The sequence below is a fragment of the Clostridium sp. genome (assembly GCF_051278035.1).
Classification (GTDB): Bacteria; Bacillota; Clostridia; order Clostridiales; family Clostridiaceae; genus Clostridium_AD.
On the sequence record NZ_JBNMNU010000035.1, the window covers coordinates 1 to 17,385 of the forward strand.

Consider the following 17,385-nt stretch of genomic DNA (forward strand, 5'->3'; position numbering starts at 1 on the left):
ACCACGTTAAACTCGTAAACTAATGAAACGCCTTATACCGAACGGTACGTAGGGTGTTGTGAAAGGGGCGAAACATTTTAATTGTTAGCTTCTATTCGATTTTATATTTAAATAAAAAATACTATTAAATAGGGGGTGGAATTATGGAATTAAAATCAGTGCTTTTAGATGAAAAAGCAATAGTAAGAACGCTTACAAGAGTAGCACATGAAATTATTGAGAAGAATAAAGGTGTAGAAAACATAATCCTTGTAGGAATAAGAAGACGAGGGGTACCAATAGCACAGAGAATATCTATTTTAATAGAACAGTTTGAAGGGATTAAACTTCCAGTAGGGTCTGTTGATATTACGTTATATAGAGATGACCTTACATCACTAAATCAGCAACCTGTTTTAAATAATTCGGAGTTAGGCATAGATGTGATGGGAAAAAAAATAATTTTAGTAGACGATGTGTTATATACTGGAAGAACAGCAAGGGCAGCCATTGATGCCATAATAGCTAAGGGCAGACCTCAGATGATACAACTTGCGGTTTTAGTAGATAGGGGACACAGAGAACTTCCTATAAGAGCAGATTATGTAGGTAAAAACATACCAACCTCAGGAAAAGAAATGATATCTGTTGAACTTTTAGAAATAGATGGTAAAGATTCAGTGTGTATATACGAACTATAGTTTGTAACAAGATAAATAGCTTCGAAGAAGATAAATGATCTTTTAAAATAGTCCAGCGAGACTAAAAGGAGGAACTAAATGAAAAATTATATAGATGTAGATGAAAGATTATCAATCCTAAAGACTATTCCATTAAGTCTTCAACACTTATTTGCTATGGTGGGTGCAACTATCCTTGTACCAATGATCACAGGTCTTAGTCCATCAATAGCAATGTTTTGTAGTGGCGTGGGAACACTGTTATATATTTTATGTACAAAAGCTAAACTTCCTGCATATGTAGGCTCATCATTTGCGTTCATTGGACCTATGGGTGTAGCCACAAAGTTATATGGGCAAAGTTCTATGCTGTCAGGAATCATTGCTGCAGGGCTTGTATATGTAATTGTAGCTTTAATTATTAAACTTGCAGGAACGAAATGGTTAGATAAAATGTTACCTCCAGTTGTTGTAGGTTCTGTTGTAATTGTAATAGGACTAAGTTTAGCTGGCGTTGCTATAGAATGGGCAGGATTAAACCCAACATTTACAGATGCGACTCTTGTGGGTGTGTCGAAATTTAATTGGATATTTGTATCCATGACAACACTTGGAATTGCTATAATGGGGTCAATGTATTTTAAAGGGTTTTTAGGTGTAGTACCCATACTCATTGCTATGGTAATTGGATATATACTTTGTTTAATCCTGGGAATAATTCCAAAGGAAGCACTACAGGAAATAGGTAACGCAAGTTTTATTACATTACCAAGTTTCGATTTTCCAACCTTTAATATAAATGCTATTATGCTTATGGCTCCAATAGCTTTCGTAACCCTTGCTGAACACATTGGTCATGTGTATGTTACGAGTAATGTTTGCGGGCGTGACTTTACAAAAGATCCGGGACTACATAGATCAATACTTGGAGACGGAGTTGCTACAATGTTTGCTGGGTTTGTAGGAGGACCGCCTAATACTACTTATGGAGAAAATATAGGAGTTATGGCAATTACAAAGGTATACAGTGTTTGGGTAATTGGAGGGGCTGCTATTATTGCAATTATATTATCCTTTATAGGACCAGTATCTGCAGTAATAGGGAATATTCCACTTCCTGTAATTGGGGGAGTTAGTGTAATGTTATTTGGAATAATTGCATCCTCTGGTTTTAGAATTTTCGTTGAAGATAAAATTGATTTTAGTAAAAAGAGAAATCTTATAATTGCTTCAGTGATAATTGTTTTAGGTATTGGTGGAGGTGGTATTAAGTTCCCCTTCGCAGGATCAGAAGTTGAGATTGCGGGGGTTGCTCTCGCAACTTTAGTGGGAATAGTACTGAACCTAATACTACCTGAAAAGAGTGTGTCAGAAGATAATTAATAAGGGGTAAATGCAGAAGAAATTATAAATGAAGTGTCAGAGATTGATCTGGCGCTTTTATTTTTATTAGACGGTTAATGTGAAATTCCTAGACAACAACGACAAATAGAGATATCATAATATAAGTGATACAATCAATAATGAAACGAAGAAATGGGAGAGATAATATATGATGTATAATTTAATTGCCACTACGTCTTTTGGTTTAGAAGCAGTTACAGCTAAGGAACTAAAGCAGCTAGGCTACGAAGATTTAATTGTGGAAAACGGAAGAGTAACATTTAAAGGTGATGAAATGGATGTTGCTATATGTAACATCTGGCTAAGAACTGCAGAAAGACTTTTCATAAAGATGGCAGAATTTAAGGCTTTATCTTTTGAAGAACTGTTTCAAGGAACCCTTGCAGTAGATTGGGGTAATTTAATACCTGAGGACGGTAAGATGCACATAGTAGGTAAATCTGTAAAATCACAACTTCACAGTGTTCCAGATTGTCAAGGAATAGTAAAAAAAGCAGTAGTAGAGGCTATGAAGAAAAAATATGATTCAGAATGGTTTTCAGAAGAAGGCCCGGTGTATAAAATAGAAGTTGCAATTTTAAGAGATACAGTAACACTATCAATAGATACTTCAGGTGTGGGATTACATAAGAGGGGATATAGAGAATATGCAGGTGATGCGCCACTTAAGGAAACCCTAGCTGCAGCCCTTGTGTTAATAAGTAAATGGGATACTACAAGAGTTTTAGCTGATCCCCTTTGTGGTTCAGGAACCATTGCAATAGAAGCGGCCCTTATAGGTAAAAATATTGCTCCAGGTATAAATAGAAACTTTGTATCCGAAACTTGGCCTAATATGGAAAGTGACATATGGGAGCAAGTTCGAGACGGGGCAAGACAAACTGTAAATAGTAATGAAGTTGAAATACTAGCTTCAGATATTGACGGAAGTCTGCTTCGAACAGCTATACAGAATGCTGAAAAAGCAGGAGTTAAGGACTGTATAAAATTTCAGAAAATACCTATGCAAAGTTTTACTTCTAGGCAGAAATATGGAGTTATAATAACAAATCCACCTTATGGAGAGAGAATGGGTGAGATTCAAGAGTTAAAAAAACTTCATAAAGACTTTGGAGAAATGTATAGGAGTTTAAATGAATGGTCCTGCTTTATAATAACAGCTAATAAGGACTTTCAGAGTGACTTTGGTAACAAAGCTGATAAAAACAGGAAATTATATAATGGAAGACTTCTATGTTATTATTACCAATATATAAAAGAAGTACCTAGGAAAAAGAAAGAAGAATAAGGGTGCGAGACCTATGAGCTTTCTCCTACGTGCATTGAAATAAGAGCTCGAAACGTGAAATCGGATTAACGAATTCTAATCTTTTGCAAATATAAAATTATCTGACGCTCACACTCGACGTCCTGTCTCGGGTTCACTAACATGACTTCCTGTCAGGTTCACGAGAATTTTATATTAGCAAAAGAAGAATTTCTAAATGAAATTTCAATGTTTTTTCGCTTCATATTGCAAGTCACTTTGGAGAAAGCTCATAATATCATGCGTGTCACAGTAGAAGGACAAGGGATTCGCTATCCCACTGTTGGAAGGTTATGAGAGTTTCTAAATGAAGGTAAGACAATGGATATATTATACATATGTCCATTGTCTTATTTTTTGCTTATATTTCGATAAATGAATTAGAAAACTAATTATATATTTTTGAATAAATAAATCACCAATATTTATTCAAAAATGCTGAAATTCATGCTGAATATGGTTATAAAATACAGAATTGAATGTTATTAAATGGTACAATCTATCTATATGGTGTTTTGTAGGCGTAATTTATTGCTCATTAATCTAAAATACATTATACCTAAACATTTGTAGTAAATTGAGAAGATTATTTTTATTGGGAGGTAGCAACTTGAAAAAAATAAAAGTTTTAAAAACATTAATTTCAGTAATAGTTATAATATTATCGCTTTTAGGTTTATTTAATATCATTAATAGAAAAATTATAATATCAATTGTATTACTATTATTAGGTATCGTGAATATATCAGATGGGTATTGCTCATATATTAATAACAAAAAACGAGAATCAATTTTGTTAATTCTAAGTGGAATATTCGTAATCTTTGTTTCTGTAATTACAACGTTTTTTTAGTAAATGAAGTTTGTTTTATATTTACAATTTAGTATGAATTAAGCCGTTTTACCATAAAGAATAAACAAATTTATCATTTAGATGGGGTTCATTATGAAAAATTTTACATTTGGGTTGTTATCAGTTATTTTCTTTATTTTCTACTATAATGTATTGTTACGAATTTGGAATAGTTGGGTACCTTTTAATGCTGTAACTGATGTTATCAGTATGTTTATGTTTATTTTTGTTAATATTCCTCTTTCTGTTATAAGTGCCCAAACGGTTATTAAAATCATCAAGAAAAGTTAATATTTACGCTTAATATAATTCAGTAAAGCTATGACTCGATATTCTTAAGTGACGACATAGTAAAAAAAACGACGTATACGAAGATGGGATTTCAATTAAGTGAGAAGGCATAGAGGACGAACTTTTATCGAGGAGGTAAAATATCATGAACAAAAAGTTTGGAAATTATAGTATTTTTATTGCTGTTGTTTTATTATTAATAATCTTTCAATATACCTTATTATACAATATCAATGGTAATAAAATCGAAAATTATATTGTTCACAGAATAAGTAAAACATCAAAAGAAAATAACGCAAATATAGTTGTTCTTGATAAACTTAAAACTGATTTTGGACTAGTAGTATTATTTGAAACATCTATTAAAGATAAACCTATTGGATACGCAGTTTTTGAAAAGGATGCAATTTTTAATAAATATTATAATGAAGATTTTGCGACCTATGAAAATAGACTAACTTACAATGGAGATCAAGATGCGATAATTGATTTGATTAGTGAAAATGTATTTAAATTTCAAGATGATAAAATTGAATTAATTAATTAATTCAAAACAAAATAAAAAAGGATTAATAAAATATTATGTTAATAGAATAATACTTTTAATTATCGCTATTTATAGTTCGTATATTTGTATAAGGCAATTAATAAGAAACAAGAATTAAGATACTTTTAGCATTATTATATTAAAACAATGAGAAGAAAATTATAGTACGTAATTTTCTTATATGTCGTCACAACAAAACCCATATCAAATCTGATATGGGTTTTTATAAAAGTTCAATAAACTGTTAAAATACATGCTATTTGATTCTATAAGTGGGGGTATAAGATAAAAGTTCTTTACATTGTTAGTATGGAATTTCTTCGGGGGTGACTTAAAATAAGGAAATCAGAAACATTGAAATTCCTTAATAGAATTTCAATGTTTCTGATCTTATGTTAGGTTATGCAGGAGAAATTCCATAGATTGCGTTCCTATTTTTTATTCAACTTTTTCTAAGGAACTTTCACTTGGAGTTACATATATTGTTTTATTTGTAGAGTAAATAACCATTCCAGGTTTTGCTCCTGAGGGTTTCTTTACATTTTTAACTTCGGTGTAATCTACAGGTACATTAGATGAATTTTTAGATTTACTATAAAAAGCTGACAAGTTTCCAGCCTCAAGTAGGGTGGAGTCAGGTATATTACCGATATTTTTAATGATAACATGGGAACCAGGTATATCTTTTGTGTGAAGCCATGTATCATGTTTATTGGCAAATTTTAAAGTTAAGTAGTCATTTTGAATGTTATTTCTACCTACATAAATATCAATGCCATCACTTGAAATAAAGTGCATGGGTTTTGTTGGTTTTACTTTTTTAGCCTTATTGTGCTTTTTAAATGTAATATAGTCGGTTTCTATTAATTCATTTTTTATATCCTCAATTTCATTATAGCTATCTACATTAATTATGTTGGTGAGTACAGAGTGAAGATATTTTAATTCGTTCTCAGTAAGATCCATTTGAATTAAAGCCATTTCCTCTGATTTCTTAAATTTATTATACTTTTTATAATAGTATTGAACATTTTGAGAGGGAGTTTTATTTTCATCAAGATTGATTTTAATAGATTCTCCATTTTCACTATAATAATTTACAAGATCAGCAAATTTGTCACCTTTTTTTAGTGAGTATATATTGGCAGTTAAAAGTTCACCCTGTAACTTATAAGAACCTTTAGTTTCACATTCCTTTAAGGTTTCAAGTAATATTTTGTTTTTTTTGTCGCAACGACTGATGTTGGTATTAACTATTTTCTGGAGATTTGCGCTTTTAGCATTTAACCTATCATGTTTATCCTTTTGAAAATAAAAATCCTCTATGAGTCTAGAAGGTGAATCATATTTTTCATAACTGTAATCACTTAAGGCTGTAAGTTTAAGCGAATGGAAATCTTTTAATTTACCATTCATAGCATAGGAAGCTAGAAAAATGTTTTCATGCATATTTTTAAATAAGGTTGTGGTAAAATCATATATGCTTTTAGCGTGCTGCAAATCAAAAGCAGTATTATGCATAGAATACCTATACACAAGTTCTTTAGATAGACCAGAACTTACACCTGTGAATGTACCTGTAAAAAACTTTTCAGTGAACTTTATATCTTTAGTGGTTATATACTCATAGAACTCATCATAACTGGTATTAAAAGCATCCAGTTTTGTAGAAACAGGAGGGTACATATATTCCACACCAGTAAATAAAACACGAAAACTGTTGACGTCTGCTGAAACATGCTTAATGCTATCCATAACCAAATTGTCTCTAGTACGAACTAAGCTTATATTACTATGTCTACCCATTATTTCAATTATTAGTGAGTATAGACTATCAAAACCTAATTCATCACTACTTTTAAAGTCAATGGTAAGTAGCCTATCTGAATTCGTTTGTCTTACATCTAATACAGTAGCTGTATTTAAATATTTTCTTAATACCATGCAAAATATTGGTGCTTTTATAGGGTTTTGCTTATTAAAGTCTGTGAAATGAATTCTAGGATAATTTGAACTTGAACTTATTAATAATTTATGGATTTTTCTATTCTTTTTAAAGCTTAATATAATTTCATCTTTTTCTGGTTGTGTTACTTTATCAACTCTACAATCTATGATTACATCTCTTATTTCCTCAATGAGGCTAGATAAATAAATGCCATCTAATGCCATATGTATCATCCTTTCACTTGTTTAAATATTATAAATATATTATTAGTATAACATTAAAGAAAATTATTGAAAAGTCGTAACTAATTTAAAAGCAACTGTCTATTTATTAATAGGCAGTTGCTTTTTTTGATAATTTTAAATTATTTCATTATAAATAAGTGTGGTTCTTGTAAATAATCTTGAACGATTCTAAGCGCTTCACCAAATCTTTGATAATGAACAACTTCTCTCTCTCGTAAAAACTTTAAAGGCTCTATTACATCTGGATCATCAGCCATATTAATTAGATATTCATAGGTAGCTCTCGCCTTCTGTTCTGCAGCTAAGTTTTCAGTAAGATCTACAATTGGATCTCCTTTTGATTGAAAACCTGCAGCTGTAAATGGTACACCAGAGGCACTTACGGGATATATTCCTCTGCCATGATCTGCATAATATCCACTCATTCCGCCCTTTTGAATTTCTTCTAGAGTTGCGCATTTCATCAATTGACGAACCATGCTACCAACCATTTCCAAATGAGCTAGTTCTTCCGTGCCTATATCATTACATGTTGCCATAGCTTGAGGAGTAATCATTGAAAATCGCTGACTTAAGTATCTTAAAGATGCACCTAGCTCACCATCCGGACCACCATATTGAGTAATAATAATTTTGGCCATTTCTGGGTTAGCTTTTTTGATTTTAACAGGATATTCTAAAAACTTATCGTATGTCCACATAAATTACACCTCACCCTTTTCAAGTTTTATATTTGCATCGTATTCCCAAGGCCATGGTTCAGATATCCATTGCCATGGATAAGGGCTTAAACACTCATTTTGTGTTAGCATTCCGTAATTCATCTCATAGCTTTCTTTTAGTGCTCTGCCTTCCATAACATAATAATTATATTTTGCAATAGCTTCACGGTCCATTGGATGGGTGTTAAGAAAAAGGGCTAAGTCTACCTTAATAAACCGGGTTGCAGTAATTTGCTTTAAAAGTTCCATTCTAGTCATATCATTCTTCATTAGAATCTCTCCTTTTTACTTGCTTCCAAGGAACATGGATTATAATTTTTGTCCTCACCTTTGTAGGGACTGAAGAGTTCAGGGAAAGCGGTTCCGTGTTTGAGAGATTCTAGTGGAGAAAAAAGAGTACAGAGTATCTGGTACGGGACATAAGCCGCAGCCAATCTAACATTCTTAATTACTGTTTCTTGTGGTGTGCAATTACTCATTGATGGGCTTTGTGACATATTACTTTTATTTTCAATGTGTTTCAAATTAAACCTCCATTAATTGGTCGGTACAATATATAATATGCAAATAATTAAAATAGTGATTAGTTCTTTTTTATATATGTTGTGAATAAACTAGCGCATCGCTATAGAAAAATACTTTGAAAGTGAATATAAAATAGAAAGAGGGCAACTATTACAAAAGAATAAATAATAAATTATAATCAGAAAAGGTAAGATATTATGAAAAAAAATTTACTTCAATTATTGTGTGATAAAAATTTAATTACGTCAGAACAGAGTAAAGAAGTGGTGGAACTTTCACATCAAAAAAATTGTAGTGAGGAACAAATAATTCTCAGTCAAATAAAAGTAGATCTAAATGGGCTTATTTCAATAATGGAGAATAATTTTAACATACCATTTATTGATTTAGAATCTGAGAATGAAAAAAACAAATCATTTAATTCCATTTCAAAAGAGGTAGCTACAAGATATAGTTTAATACCTTTTTATGAAAAAAATAATGAAGTTCACGTGGCTTTTACTAACCCTTTCGAAATAAAAGTTATTGATGAACTCAAATTTATAACAAATAAAAAAATCAGGGTTTTCTTTTCTATAGCGAGTCATATTTCCCAGGCTATAGAAAACTGTTATGGAAAACAAATTGTGGATGCGGCAGTTGAAGAATTGAAAAAAGAATATATGTTACAAGGTAAAGAAAAAAATATAGAGATGCATTCAGAGTACTCAAATGAAAATGCGCCGGTTATAAGGATAACGGATTCATTATTAAAGCAGGCAGTTAACGCAGAAGCTAGTGATATACATCTAGAACCTTTTAAGTATTTTGCTATTCTTAGAATGAGAGTAGATGGAATCTTAAAAGAAATAAATCAAATTCCTAGTAATGTATATAAATCATTATCAACGAGAATTAAAATAATCGCGAACATGGATATAGCTACTAAATTAATTCCTCAAGATGGTAAGATAACTGAAAATATAGATGGAGTAGACTATGATTTTAGGGTATCTTCGCTTCCAACAATGTATGGTGAGAAATTAGTTATAAGAGTATTATACAAATCAGAAAGATTCATTAATTTGGATTCATTAGGATTTAGTCCAGATGTGGTTATTCTTTTAAAGGACATATTAAAACTTTCTTATGGAATGATACTCGTGACAGGGCCTACTGGAAGTGGAAAATCAACAACATTATATGCGCTACTAAATGAAATTAATAGTAAAAGTAAAAACATTATTACTATAGAAGATCCAATAGAATATAATATGCCTAGAATTAATCAAGTAAATGTAAATAATAAAGCGGGTCTTACTTTTTCGACAGGTCTTAGAAGTATATTAAGGCAGGATCCCGATATAATAATGCTTGGAGAAATACGTGATGAAGAAACAGCGCAAATTGCTGTGAGGGCATCGATAACTGGACATTTAGTCCTGTCAACGCTTCATACTAATGATTCTGTAAGTTCAATTTCAAGGCTTATAGATATGGGTATTCCATCATATTTAGTGGCAGATTCATTGGTTGTAGTATTGGCTCAGCGGTTAGTGAGGAAATTATGCAACTATTGTAAAGTTGAATGTGAAACTAGTCATGAAGATTCACATAACTTTGATGTTAAAAAGGGAGATAAAATATATAGCGCTTTAGGATGTAGTAAATGTAATGGAAATGGATACAAAGGGAGGACTGTGGTATATGAATTATTAAAATTGGACAGTAATCATAAATCCATTATAGCTAAAAGTGGTATAAGTGATGAGCTTTGGTCATATTGTAAAGAAAATAGTTCGGGTTCATGTAGGGAGAGTTGTAAAGCTTTAGTACGAAATGGTGTAACTTCAATAGAAGAATTTATAAATGCTACTTATAGCTATAACTTTAAGTGAGGCGTCGGGTGAAATATAACATGAGATATAAATACATAGCTAAAACAACAAGCGGGAAAGTAATAAAGGGAATTGCTGAAAGCGATAGTGATTATGAACTTGCATTACGTTTACGAGAGAAAGATATATTTTTAACAAAGTGTAGGAGAATAAAAAAAATAACGGACATATCCACTAAACCTAATTTAAAAACTGTTTCAATATTTTGCAAGCAGTTTTCATTATGTATCAAATCAGGCATACCTATATGCGATATTCTTCATTTACTTTACCTGCAAATGGAGCATAAATCAATGAAAAATAGTCTTATAAGCATTAAAGAAAATGTACAAAAGGGAGATTCACTCTATATAAGTATGAAAAAATCTATAAATGTGTATCCCGAGTTCATGATAAATATGATTTATTTGGGTGAGGAGAGTGGGAAATTAGATATAATTCTAGAGGAATTAGCACTGTATTATGAAAAAGAGTATAAACTTTTAAAGAAATTTACTAATTCCATGATTTATCCATGCACAGTATTTTGTACATTAATGGTAGTATCATTATTTCTGTTCATAAAGGTTATTCCCGTGTTTATAACAAATTTAAATTCCCTTAATGCAGATATTCCACTAGTAACCAAAATGATTATAGGAATAAGTGATTTTTTACGTACTAATTTTCTATGGATTTTAATGATTATTTTAATAATAGTCTTCATGTTCATGGAATATTTTAAAACTAAAAAAGGACAAATAGGCTTTGATAAAATTAAATTTATATGCCCAGTATTTGGACCTGTATATAAAAGGCTTATTTATACGAGGTTCACAAGAGGACTTAATATACTATTAGGTAGTGGCGTTGGACTATTAAAATCTTTTGAAATTATTAATGATGTTATTTCCAATAGATATTTTAAGTTAAAGCTTAAAACGGTTTTTAATGATATAAAAAAAGGAGTAGAATTATCCAGCTGTTTAAATGGAATGAATCTATTTCCAAAGTTTTTCGTTTCTATGGTAAAAATCGGTGAAGAGACCGGTAATTTAGAGGAAATGTTTATAACTGCGGCTGATATCTTTTATGAAGATGCGCTGGAGAATGTGGAGAAAGCAACAGCACTACTTGAGCCAATTATAATAATTTTTTTAGGAGTTATGATTGGAACAATTATTTTAGCGGTTATGATACCAATGTTAAATGTTATGGACTCAGTAGGCAAATACTAAGTGCCTTTAAGTCTACTTAAAACAATAGGAAGGGCGGTCTATGCGTAAGGGATTTACATTAATTGAGATAATAATGGTAATAGCTATTATGAGTATAGTTTCTGGAGCAAGCGTTGTATCTCTAAGGTATTATAAAACAGTGAATAATAGTGTAGATGCAGATTATTATTGTAATGCAATAGTGAATTTTATAAATAATGCAAAAATGTATTGTAGAGAAAATTCTTGTAGTGTAATTGTAACTTTTGATAAAGCTAAAAATGAAATAAAGCTAGTAAATGGAATTAGTGTGGTAAATAAATTAATCCTTAAAGATAAGATAACCTTATATAGATTTACAGGCAGAGTAAATAATACGTATATTGTAATCAATAGCGAGGGATATAGTAATGATGCATTCACAATAATATTAAAGGATAATAATTCCATAGAACATGAAATTACAATGAGAGTAGGTACTGCATATGTTAAAATTAAGGAGTGATAAAGGTTTTACTTTAGTGGAAGTAATATGTAGTTTGGGTATATTCTCTATATTATTCATCTCTGTAATGTCCTATGATATAACTTCTTCTAAGATTAAAAATACCATAAAAGATACAAACAACAATGTATTTATATTGGAAACAATAAAGAATAATATGATATACGCCATGACATTCCAGGAATTAGAAGTGTTAAAAAGAAATGATAGGGTCTTTATAAATAGTGGGAATATGACTTTACCTAAAATAAAACAATCAACAATGAACGTATTTTCAGAAGACGCGTTAACAGAAAAACCTTATGTAAAGTTAGACTTTTTGAAATATGAATTAAATGTATATACTTTAAGACTAGCCTTATATGATGATAATCAAAGTGATATCCCATCACTTCAATGTAATTTTTATAAAGGAAACTACTATAAATGAAGAAAAGTGGATTTACACTTATAGAAATGATAATTACTATGGCGTTGGTGTTTTTAATGTTAGGAGTAGTAGATAGTATGATGAGCTCACATTTAAAAAAATATAAAAGCAGTGTGTTAAACAATAAAGGGTTTAATTATTTAAATGAAGCCATTGCTGTAATAGAAAAGGAGATAAATTTAGGTGCACTCGAAGTTAAAACTGAGGGAAATATTATCAAGATAAGATATTACGATGGGAATATTATTAATCATATAAAATGTATTGATGGCAATCTTTATCTGCTTTACGGGACAGTGATAGAACCTAAGGATAATGCCTATAAAAGCCTAATTATAGATGATGTAAAAGACTTTGTAGCTACAAAATCTGGTAAGATTCTTTATATTAAAGTGACTTGGAAGAGTGGTCAAAGTATTGAGAGGTGTTTGGTTATACAAAATGCAAACTAAAAAAGGATTTATAATGGTATATACGGTTCTAGTAGGACTTATTTGCATAGTTATCATGATGTACATATTTGATATTCAAATGGCAGAAGTAGAATATTCTATGAGCAATAAAACATATGTTTTAAAAGAAGATGAGTATCAAAGATACAGTGAATATTTAATGACTTTATTCTACACTTGCATTGTTGAAAATGATGAAGGAATAAAAACATTAGGAATAGATCAGTTTTTTTACAGTTATATAGGTAATATTGTAACTTATGAAACAGCTAAGGTTAGTTATTTAAATAGTGCCAAGGAATTTATGTTTACAACAACCTATGATGATAGAACTAATAGAAATGATTATTATAAATTAATAGCTACTGGGGAAAGGTTTCAGTTAACATTTGTAAAAACTGAATACAATCCCAAATGAAGGAGTTTAAAAATGAAATTGAGAAGAAATATGTTTCTTGAAGTATCCAATGAAAAAATACTAGGTATAGAATTTTCTAAAAACGTTATATTAAATAAAGTACAGAGAATATCAGCATTAAATACATATTATAAGGATTTTCAGAGTATAAAAGATTTTGAAGCTCATATAAGAAATAAAAACTTGTATATTCTTGTAGAAGGTGAAACCGTATATATTAAAAAGATAACATTGCCACTGGTTAGAAAGTATTTTATTGTTGATATGATTAAAAATGAACTAAGATATTACTATAAGGAGATAGATCATATCGCATTTTCATATAAAATAATTAAACAAGATAAGTTTAATATGGAGATATTAGTTTTTTGTTTAAAGGGAAATAAGTTAGATGTTTTAAAAAACAGCATAAATAACAATATAAATTTGAAAAAAGTAAAAATAATTCAGATCTGCTTTAAAGATTATTATAGTAGCAGGATAAACGATAAAAACTATGTATTAGTTTTTTACTACAATAGCAATTTATATTTTACAATATGTGTAAGTGGTGAAATAGTGGCTAATTATAGCATATTAGTAAAAGAACTAGTACTGTTCAAATATGCATATGTAATGAATGAATTCTTAGAAAAATATAACGATTATTCAAAGTTATGTACAAATATATACTATGCAAATATTAAAGGTTTAGACATTTCTGAATTTAAAAATAAAGCGTTATCTAATCAAATATTAAGTGACTTAAGGCGCGAACAATTGCTCCAATATATATTAGTTAAGGGGTAGATAGTTATGATAAAAAAAGCATTTTTTCCTAACTGGTATTTGGATAGAAAGAATATAATAAGGGATAAAAAAATAAAGATTTGCATTATGGTGGTTTTATTAGTTAATATTCTTTTATCAGCTATTATATTAAATGTTTCTAAAAAAACCAATGTTGTGGAGCTGCGATCACCTGTTGAAAATAATAGTAGCAATGATATTATGGAAGAGGCTGTACAGGATACATTTACAATTGAAAAATATAAACGAATTAGTGATTTTCTAAAACAAAGCAATCTAAATTATATTAATATCGTTATAGCTAAGAGTAGTTTAGAAATTGATATTGAAGTTAAGAGTTATGAGGAGTATATAGACGTAATAAGATGTATTGAAAATGAATATACAATAAAAAAATTAATCCCTCACATTAAAAATGATAAAAATGAAGATAATTTAAATTTTAAAGTTATATTAGGAGTTTAAGATGTATAAAAGTGTAAAGAATATAAAAGTATTGTTAATTTTAACTATGTTAATGGGGATTTTATCTTTTAAACTACTTGTTGTAAAGAATAAATCTACCCGAATTGTGGATCAAAGCTTAAAGCAAATTACACAGAAAACAAATGTTAAGGATGTTGAAAAATTTGGATATAGTGAAATATTGGAATGTATAAGCGGAAGCAGTGATTTTAAAGTGAAATCTATTAATATGAGTGAGCATGAAAGATGTAGTGTTGAGGTAATTTATAGTGGAGATGTAAAATCATTGTATAGTTCCCTACAGTATTTAGTCCAAAGTGAAAATTTAGTAGGAATAAACACAATTAGCATTAATAAAGAAACTAAAACTGCCAATATAAGCATAGATTTTATAAAGAATAAGTGATGGAATATAAAATTATTAAGAATATATATAATTATATTTGCAAATGTTACTAAGTTTTGATAAAATAACATTGTTCCATTGTGATATTTACATTTAATATGGTTATAAAATATTTTTTAAGGTTATAATATAAACGGATTAATTAATTAACAATGAATTTTGGAGGGATACTTAATGATATCAGCAGGTGATATACGAAAAGGAACTACATTTGATGAGGGTGGACAAGTATATACAGTTATTGATTTTTTACATGTGAAACCTGGCAAGGGAGCTGCATTTGTTAGAACTAAATTAAGAAACGTAATTAATCAAGGGGTTACAGAAAAGACATTTAGCCCAACTACAAAATTACAAGAAGCTGTTATAGAAAGAAAAGAAATGCAATATTTATATTCAGCAGAAGGATTATACTACTTCATGGACCAAGAAACATATGAACAAATACCACTTAACTATGATAGAGTTGAAGGGGCTATAAAATACTTAAAAGAAAATATGTTTGCTGTAATAAAGTTTTATAAGGATGATGCATTCTCAGTAGAAGCTCCAAACTTTGTAGAACTAGTTATAACTAGCACTGAACCAGGTGTTAGAGGTAATACATCTTCTAGTGCAACAAAACCAGCTACAGTAGAAACAGGAGCAATAGTTCAAGTTCCAATGTTCGTTAATGAAGGTGAAACTATAAGAATAGATACCAGAAATGGCGATTACATGTTAAGAGTTTAAATTATTTTTTAAAAAGGGCCAATATGGTCCTTTTTTTTTGTTCTTTTTTTGAAGGTTACGACATATATTATGTAAAATGAATAGAACTTAGTTAAAATTTTTTTGCGTTCATATGGCATATTTTACAGGTTAGTGAAATAGAAATTATGTATGAGAGGGTGATAAAAATGTTAGATACAAAAGAGTTATTCGAAATACTACCCAAAAGCATTAGAAGTAAATTAGAACAAGTAACTAATTTGCAAAAACTTCAAGAACTTAGAATAAAAGTGAACAAGCCTTTGTTTATTCATATTGGAAGTAAAGAAGAAATTTGGGAATATATCTCAACAACTGAGGACATAAAATATATTATGCAGAGAATAAGTAATTACTCAATATATGCCTTTGAAGACGAAATTAGACAGGGCTACATAACTATAAAAGGTGGACATAGAGTTGGATTATGTGGGATTTGTGTTATTGAAAACAATAGCATAAAAACTATTAAAGATATTTCATCTATTAACATAAGAGTATGCAAAGAAGTTATAGGTTGTGCTGATAGAGTAATGCCTTATATTATTCACAATAATTTAGTTTACAATACAATAATTATATCGCCTCCTAAATGTGGTAAAACGACGCTGCTTAGAGATATTTCAAGAATTATTTCAGATGGAAATAAAGATAAAAAATTTAATGGTAAAAATGTCTCTATAATTGATGAAAGGTCGGAAATAGCAGGTTCTTTTAAAGGGGTGCCCCAAATGGATGTGGGGATTAGATCAGATATACTAGATAATTGCCCAAAGAGCCAGGGGATTATGATGGCAATCAGAAGCATGTCTCCTGATGTTATAGTTTGTGATGAAATTGGTACACAAAAGGATATGGAAAGTATTCTAATGGCATTAAATTCGGGTATTAGTTTAGTTACAACTATTCATGGCTTTGGTATTGAGGATCTGTATAAAAGGATGGTTTTTAAGGACATTGTAGAAAATTTTGTGTTTACTAGGGGTATAGTACTTAGTAATAAAAAAGGAATTGGAACAATAGAGAGCATTTATGATTTTAATTTGGGAAAAGACTTATGGAGGGCAAGCTATGATTAAAATAATTGCATGTGCGGTAATTATATGTGCTTCAAGTATGGTTGGATTTATATACAGTGAGAAGCTAAAATATAGAGTTTATCAGCTAAATGAAATCCATAGAGCAATTCATCAACTCCAAAATGAAATTACTTATGTACATGCTCTTTTGCCAGATGCTTTTAAAAGTATAGCCCATAAAAGTGTGGAGCCAATAAAAGAACTTTTTAATAGGACTAGCGAATTACTTGTAAACAATAAATATGAAAATGTTTATGAGGCAATGAATAGTGCTATAAACTCTATGAAAAGTAAATTATATCTAAACGTTGATGATATAAATGTTATTTTAGACTTATCTAAAACTTTAGGAGAATCTGATATTGAAGGTCAAAATAGTATATTTATACTTACCATAGAAAATTTAAAAAAACAAATTATGATATCAGAAGAATTTATGACCAAAAATATAAAAATGTATAGATATTTAGGTTTTTCTTTTGGAGCAGTGGTGGTTATAGCTTTAATATAGAGAGGAG

The 17,385-nt window shown here is 29.8% G+C and carries 21 protein-coding genes; 17 read left to right on the forward strand and 4 right to left on the reverse strand.

The genetic code is table 11. The annotated features are described in order from the left end of the window. The first annotated feature begins 143 nt into the window (after window positions 1-143). From pyrR to ACJAX4_RS07265, 5 genes are all read left to right on the forward strand, one after another. Window positions 144-680 (forward strand): bifunctional pyr operon transcriptional regulator/uracil phosphoribosyltransferase PyrR, encoded by a 537-nt coding sequence (gene pyrR / locus ACJAX4_RS07245; protein ID WP_435788785.1) that lies wholly within the window; start codon window positions 144-146, stop codon window positions 678-680. A gap of 78 nt (window positions 681-758) precedes the next feature. Beyond that, window positions 759-2,042, forward strand: a complete 1,284-nt coding sequence (gene uraA, locus ACJAX4_RS07250) for a uracil permease (protein ID WP_435788786.1) — start codon at window positions 759-761, stop codon at window positions 2,040-2,042. 169 nt (window positions 2,043-2,211) lie between these two features. After that, entirely contained in the window at window positions 2,212-3,351 is a 1,140-nt protein-coding gene (locus tag ACJAX4_RS07255) for a THUMP domain-containing class I SAM-dependent RNA methyltransferase (RefSeq protein WP_435788787.1), read from the forward strand. A gap of 628 nt (window positions 3,352-3,979) precedes the next feature. Next, window positions 3,980-4,222: a hypothetical protein gene (locus tag ACJAX4_RS07260; protein WP_435788788.1), complete on the forward strand. Its 243-nt coding sequence runs from the start codon at window positions 3,980-3,982 to the stop codon at window positions 4,220-4,222. A gap of 436 nt (window positions 4,223-4,658) precedes the next feature. Beyond that, complete coding sequence (locus ACJAX4_RS07265; RefSeq protein WP_435788789.1) at window positions 4,659-5,060, forward strand: hypothetical protein; 402 nt, start codon at window positions 4,659-4,661, stop codon at window positions 5,058-5,060. A gap of 438 nt (window positions 5,061-5,498) precedes the next feature. On the opposite strand, the gene ACJAX4_RS07270 is transcribed toward ACJAX4_RS07265, so the two are convergent. The 4 genes from ACJAX4_RS07270 to ACJAX4_RS07285 all read right to left on the reverse strand — a co-directional run bounded on the left by ACJAX4_RS07270 (window position 5,499) and on the right by ACJAX4_RS07285 (window position 8,499). Beyond that, a complete protein-coding gene (locus ACJAX4_RS07270; protein ID WP_435788790.1) occupies window positions 5,499-7,232 on the reverse strand; it encodes an Rqc2 family fibronectin-binding protein in 1,734 nt (577 codons plus the stop codon). 140 nt (window positions 7,233-7,372) lie between these two features. Next, the gene (locus ACJAX4_RS07275) at window positions 7,373-7,954 is read right to left on the reverse strand and encodes a manganese catalase family protein (protein WP_435788791.1); all 582 of its coding nucleotides are present in this window, start codon (window positions 7,952-7,954) and stop codon (window positions 7,373-7,375) included. Window positions 7,955-7,957: 3 nt separating this feature from the next. Beyond that, a complete protein-coding gene (locus ACJAX4_RS07280) occupies window positions 7,958-8,245 on the reverse strand; it encodes a spore coat protein CotJB (RefSeq protein WP_435788792.1) in 288 nt (95 codons plus the stop codon). Further along, window positions 8,245-8,499 (reverse strand): spore coat associated protein CotJA, encoded by a 255-nt coding sequence (locus ACJAX4_RS07285; protein WP_435788793.1) that lies wholly within the window; start codon window positions 8,497-8,499, stop codon window positions 8,245-8,247. The genes ACJAX4_RS07280 and ACJAX4_RS07285 overlap by 1 nt, the downstream gene beginning before the upstream one ends. Window positions 8,500-8,697: 198 nt before the next feature. On the opposite strand from ACJAX4_RS07285, the gene ACJAX4_RS07290 reads away from it, so the two are divergent. The 12 genes from ACJAX4_RS07290 (at window position 8,698) to spoIIIAB (ending at window position 17,378) form a co-directional block, all read left to right on the forward strand. Then, window positions 8,698-10,377, forward strand: coding sequence for a GspE/PulE family protein (locus ACJAX4_RS07290; RefSeq protein ID WP_435788794.1), 1,680 nt, complete (start codon window positions 8,698-8,700; stop codon window positions 10,375-10,377). 20 nt (window positions 10,378-10,397) lie between these two features. Further along, window positions 10,398-11,594, forward strand: coding sequence for a type II secretion system F family protein (locus ACJAX4_RS07295; RefSeq protein ID WP_435788795.1), 1,197 nt, complete (start codon window positions 10,398-10,400; stop codon window positions 11,592-11,594). 40 nt (window positions 11,595-11,634) lie between these two features. Then, the gene (locus tag ACJAX4_RS07300) at window positions 11,635-12,078 is read left to right on the forward strand and encodes a type II secretion system protein (RefSeq protein ID WP_435788796.1); all 444 of its coding nucleotides are present in this window, start codon (window positions 11,635-11,637) and stop codon (window positions 12,076-12,078) included. Further along, window positions 12,059-12,508, forward strand: a complete 450-nt coding sequence (locus ACJAX4_RS07305; protein WP_435788797.1) for a type IV pilus modification PilV family protein — start codon at window positions 12,059-12,061, stop codon at window positions 12,506-12,508. The genes ACJAX4_RS07300 and ACJAX4_RS07305 overlap by 20 nt, the downstream gene beginning before the upstream one ends. Next, window positions 12,505-12,960, forward strand: a complete 456-nt coding sequence (locus tag ACJAX4_RS07310) for a pilus assembly FimT family protein (protein WP_435788798.1) — start codon at window positions 12,505-12,507, stop codon at window positions 12,958-12,960. The genes ACJAX4_RS07305 and ACJAX4_RS07310 overlap by 4 nt, the downstream gene beginning before the upstream one ends. Further along, window positions 12,950-13,378, forward strand: a complete 429-nt coding sequence (locus ACJAX4_RS07315) for a hypothetical protein (protein WP_435788799.1) — start codon at window positions 12,950-12,952, stop codon at window positions 13,376-13,378. The genes ACJAX4_RS07310 and ACJAX4_RS07315 overlap by 11 nt, the downstream gene beginning before the upstream one ends. 12 nt (window positions 13,379-13,390) lie before the next feature. Further along, complete coding sequence (locus ACJAX4_RS07320; RefSeq protein ID WP_435788800.1) at window positions 13,391-14,167, forward strand: hypothetical protein; 777 nt, start codon at window positions 13,391-13,393, stop codon at window positions 14,165-14,167. Window positions 14,168-14,173: 6 nt separating this feature from the next. Further along, complete coding sequence (locus tag ACJAX4_RS07325) at window positions 14,174-14,632, forward strand: hypothetical protein (protein ID WP_435788801.1); 459 nt, start codon at window positions 14,174-14,176, stop codon at window positions 14,630-14,632. Between the two features lies 1 nt (window position 14,633). Continuing rightward, window positions 14,634-15,038, forward strand: a complete 405-nt coding sequence (locus ACJAX4_RS07330; protein ID WP_435788802.1) for a hypothetical protein — start codon at window positions 14,634-14,636, stop codon at window positions 15,036-15,038. Between the two features lie 174 nt (window positions 15,039-15,212). Continuing rightward, a complete protein-coding gene (efp, locus tag ACJAX4_RS07335) occupies window positions 15,213-15,770 on the forward strand; it encodes an elongation factor P (RefSeq protein ID WP_435788803.1) in 558 nt (185 codons plus the stop codon). Window positions 15,771-15,937: 167 nt separating this feature from the next. After that, window positions 15,938-16,867: a stage III sporulation protein AA gene (gene spoIIIAA / locus ACJAX4_RS07340; protein WP_435788804.1), complete on the forward strand. Its 930-nt coding sequence runs from the start codon at window positions 15,938-15,940 to the stop codon at window positions 16,865-16,867. Beyond that, a complete protein-coding gene (gene spoIIIAB, locus ACJAX4_RS07345; RefSeq protein WP_435788805.1) occupies window positions 16,860-17,378 on the forward strand; it encodes a stage III sporulation protein SpoIIIAB in 519 nt (172 codons plus the stop codon). Before spoIIIAA ends, spoIIIAB begins: the two co-directional genes overlap by 8 nt. The last annotated feature ends 7 nt before the right edge of the window (window positions 17,379-17,385 follow it).

Bases quoted from the DNA above. Each gene is read 5' to 3' on its own strand.
- pyrR (WP_435788785.1), top strand. From the start codon at position 144: ATGGAATTAAAATCAGTGCTTTTAGATGAAAAAGCAATAGTAAGAACG.
- uraA (WP_435788786.1), top strand. From the start codon at position 759: ATGAAAAATTATATAGATGTAGATGAAAGATTATCAATCCTAAAGACT.
- ACJAX4_RS07255 (WP_435788787.1), top strand. From the start codon at position 2,212: ATGATGTATAATTTAATTGCCACTACGTCTTTTGGTTTAGAAGCAGTT.
- ACJAX4_RS07265 (WP_435788789.1), top strand. From the start codon at position 4,659: ATGAACAAAAAGTTTGGAAATTATAGTATTTTTATTGCTGTTGTTTTA.
- ACJAX4_RS07270 (WP_435788790.1), bottom strand. From the start codon at position 7,232: ATGGCATTAGATGGCATTTATTTATCTAGCCTCATTGAGGAAATAAGA.
- ACJAX4_RS07275 (WP_435788791.1), bottom strand. From the start codon at position 7,954: ATGTGGACATACGATAAGTTTTTAGAATATCCTGTTAAAATCAAAAAA.
- ACJAX4_RS07280 (WP_435788792.1), bottom strand. From the start codon at position 8,245: ATGAAGAATGATATGACTAGAATGGAACTTTTAAAGCAAATTACTGCA.
- ACJAX4_RS07290 (WP_435788794.1), top strand. From the start codon at position 8,698: ATGAAAAAAAATTTACTTCAATTATTGTGTGATAAAAATTTAATTACG.
- ACJAX4_RS07295 (WP_435788795.1), top strand. From the start codon at position 10,398: ATGAGATATAAATACATAGCTAAAACAACAAGCGGGAAAGTAATAAAG.
- ACJAX4_RS07300 (WP_435788796.1), top strand. From the start codon at position 11,635: ATGCGTAAGGGATTTACATTAATTGAGATAATAATGGTAATAGCTATT.
- ACJAX4_RS07305 (WP_435788797.1), top strand. From the start codon at position 12,059: ATGTTAAAATTAAGGAGTGATAAAGGTTTTACTTTAGTGGAAGTAATA.
- ACJAX4_RS07310 (WP_435788798.1), top strand. From the start codon at position 12,505: ATGAAGAAAAGTGGATTTACACTTATAGAAATGATAATTACTATGGCG.
- ACJAX4_RS07315 (WP_435788799.1), top strand. From the start codon at position 12,950: ATGCAAACTAAAAAAGGATTTATAATGGTATATACGGTTCTAGTAGGA.
- ACJAX4_RS07320 (WP_435788800.1), top strand. From the start codon at position 13,391: ATGAAATTGAGAAGAAATATGTTTCTTGAAGTATCCAATGAAAAAATA.
- ACJAX4_RS07325 (WP_435788801.1), top strand. From the start codon at position 14,174: ATGATAAAAAAAGCATTTTTTCCTAACTGGTATTTGGATAGAAAGAAT.
- ACJAX4_RS07330 (WP_435788802.1), top strand. From the start codon at position 14,634: ATGTATAAAAGTGTAAAGAATATAAAAGTATTGTTAATTTTAACTATG.
- efp (WP_435788803.1), top strand. From the start codon at position 15,213: ATGATATCAGCAGGTGATATACGAAAAGGAACTACATTTGATGAGGGT.
- spoIIIAA (WP_435788804.1), top strand. From the start codon at position 15,938: ATGTTAGATACAAAAGAGTTATTCGAAATACTACCCAAAAGCATTAGA.
- spoIIIAB (WP_435788805.1), top strand. From the start codon at position 16,860: ATGATTAAAATAATTGCATGTGCGGTAATTATATGTGCTTCAAGTATG.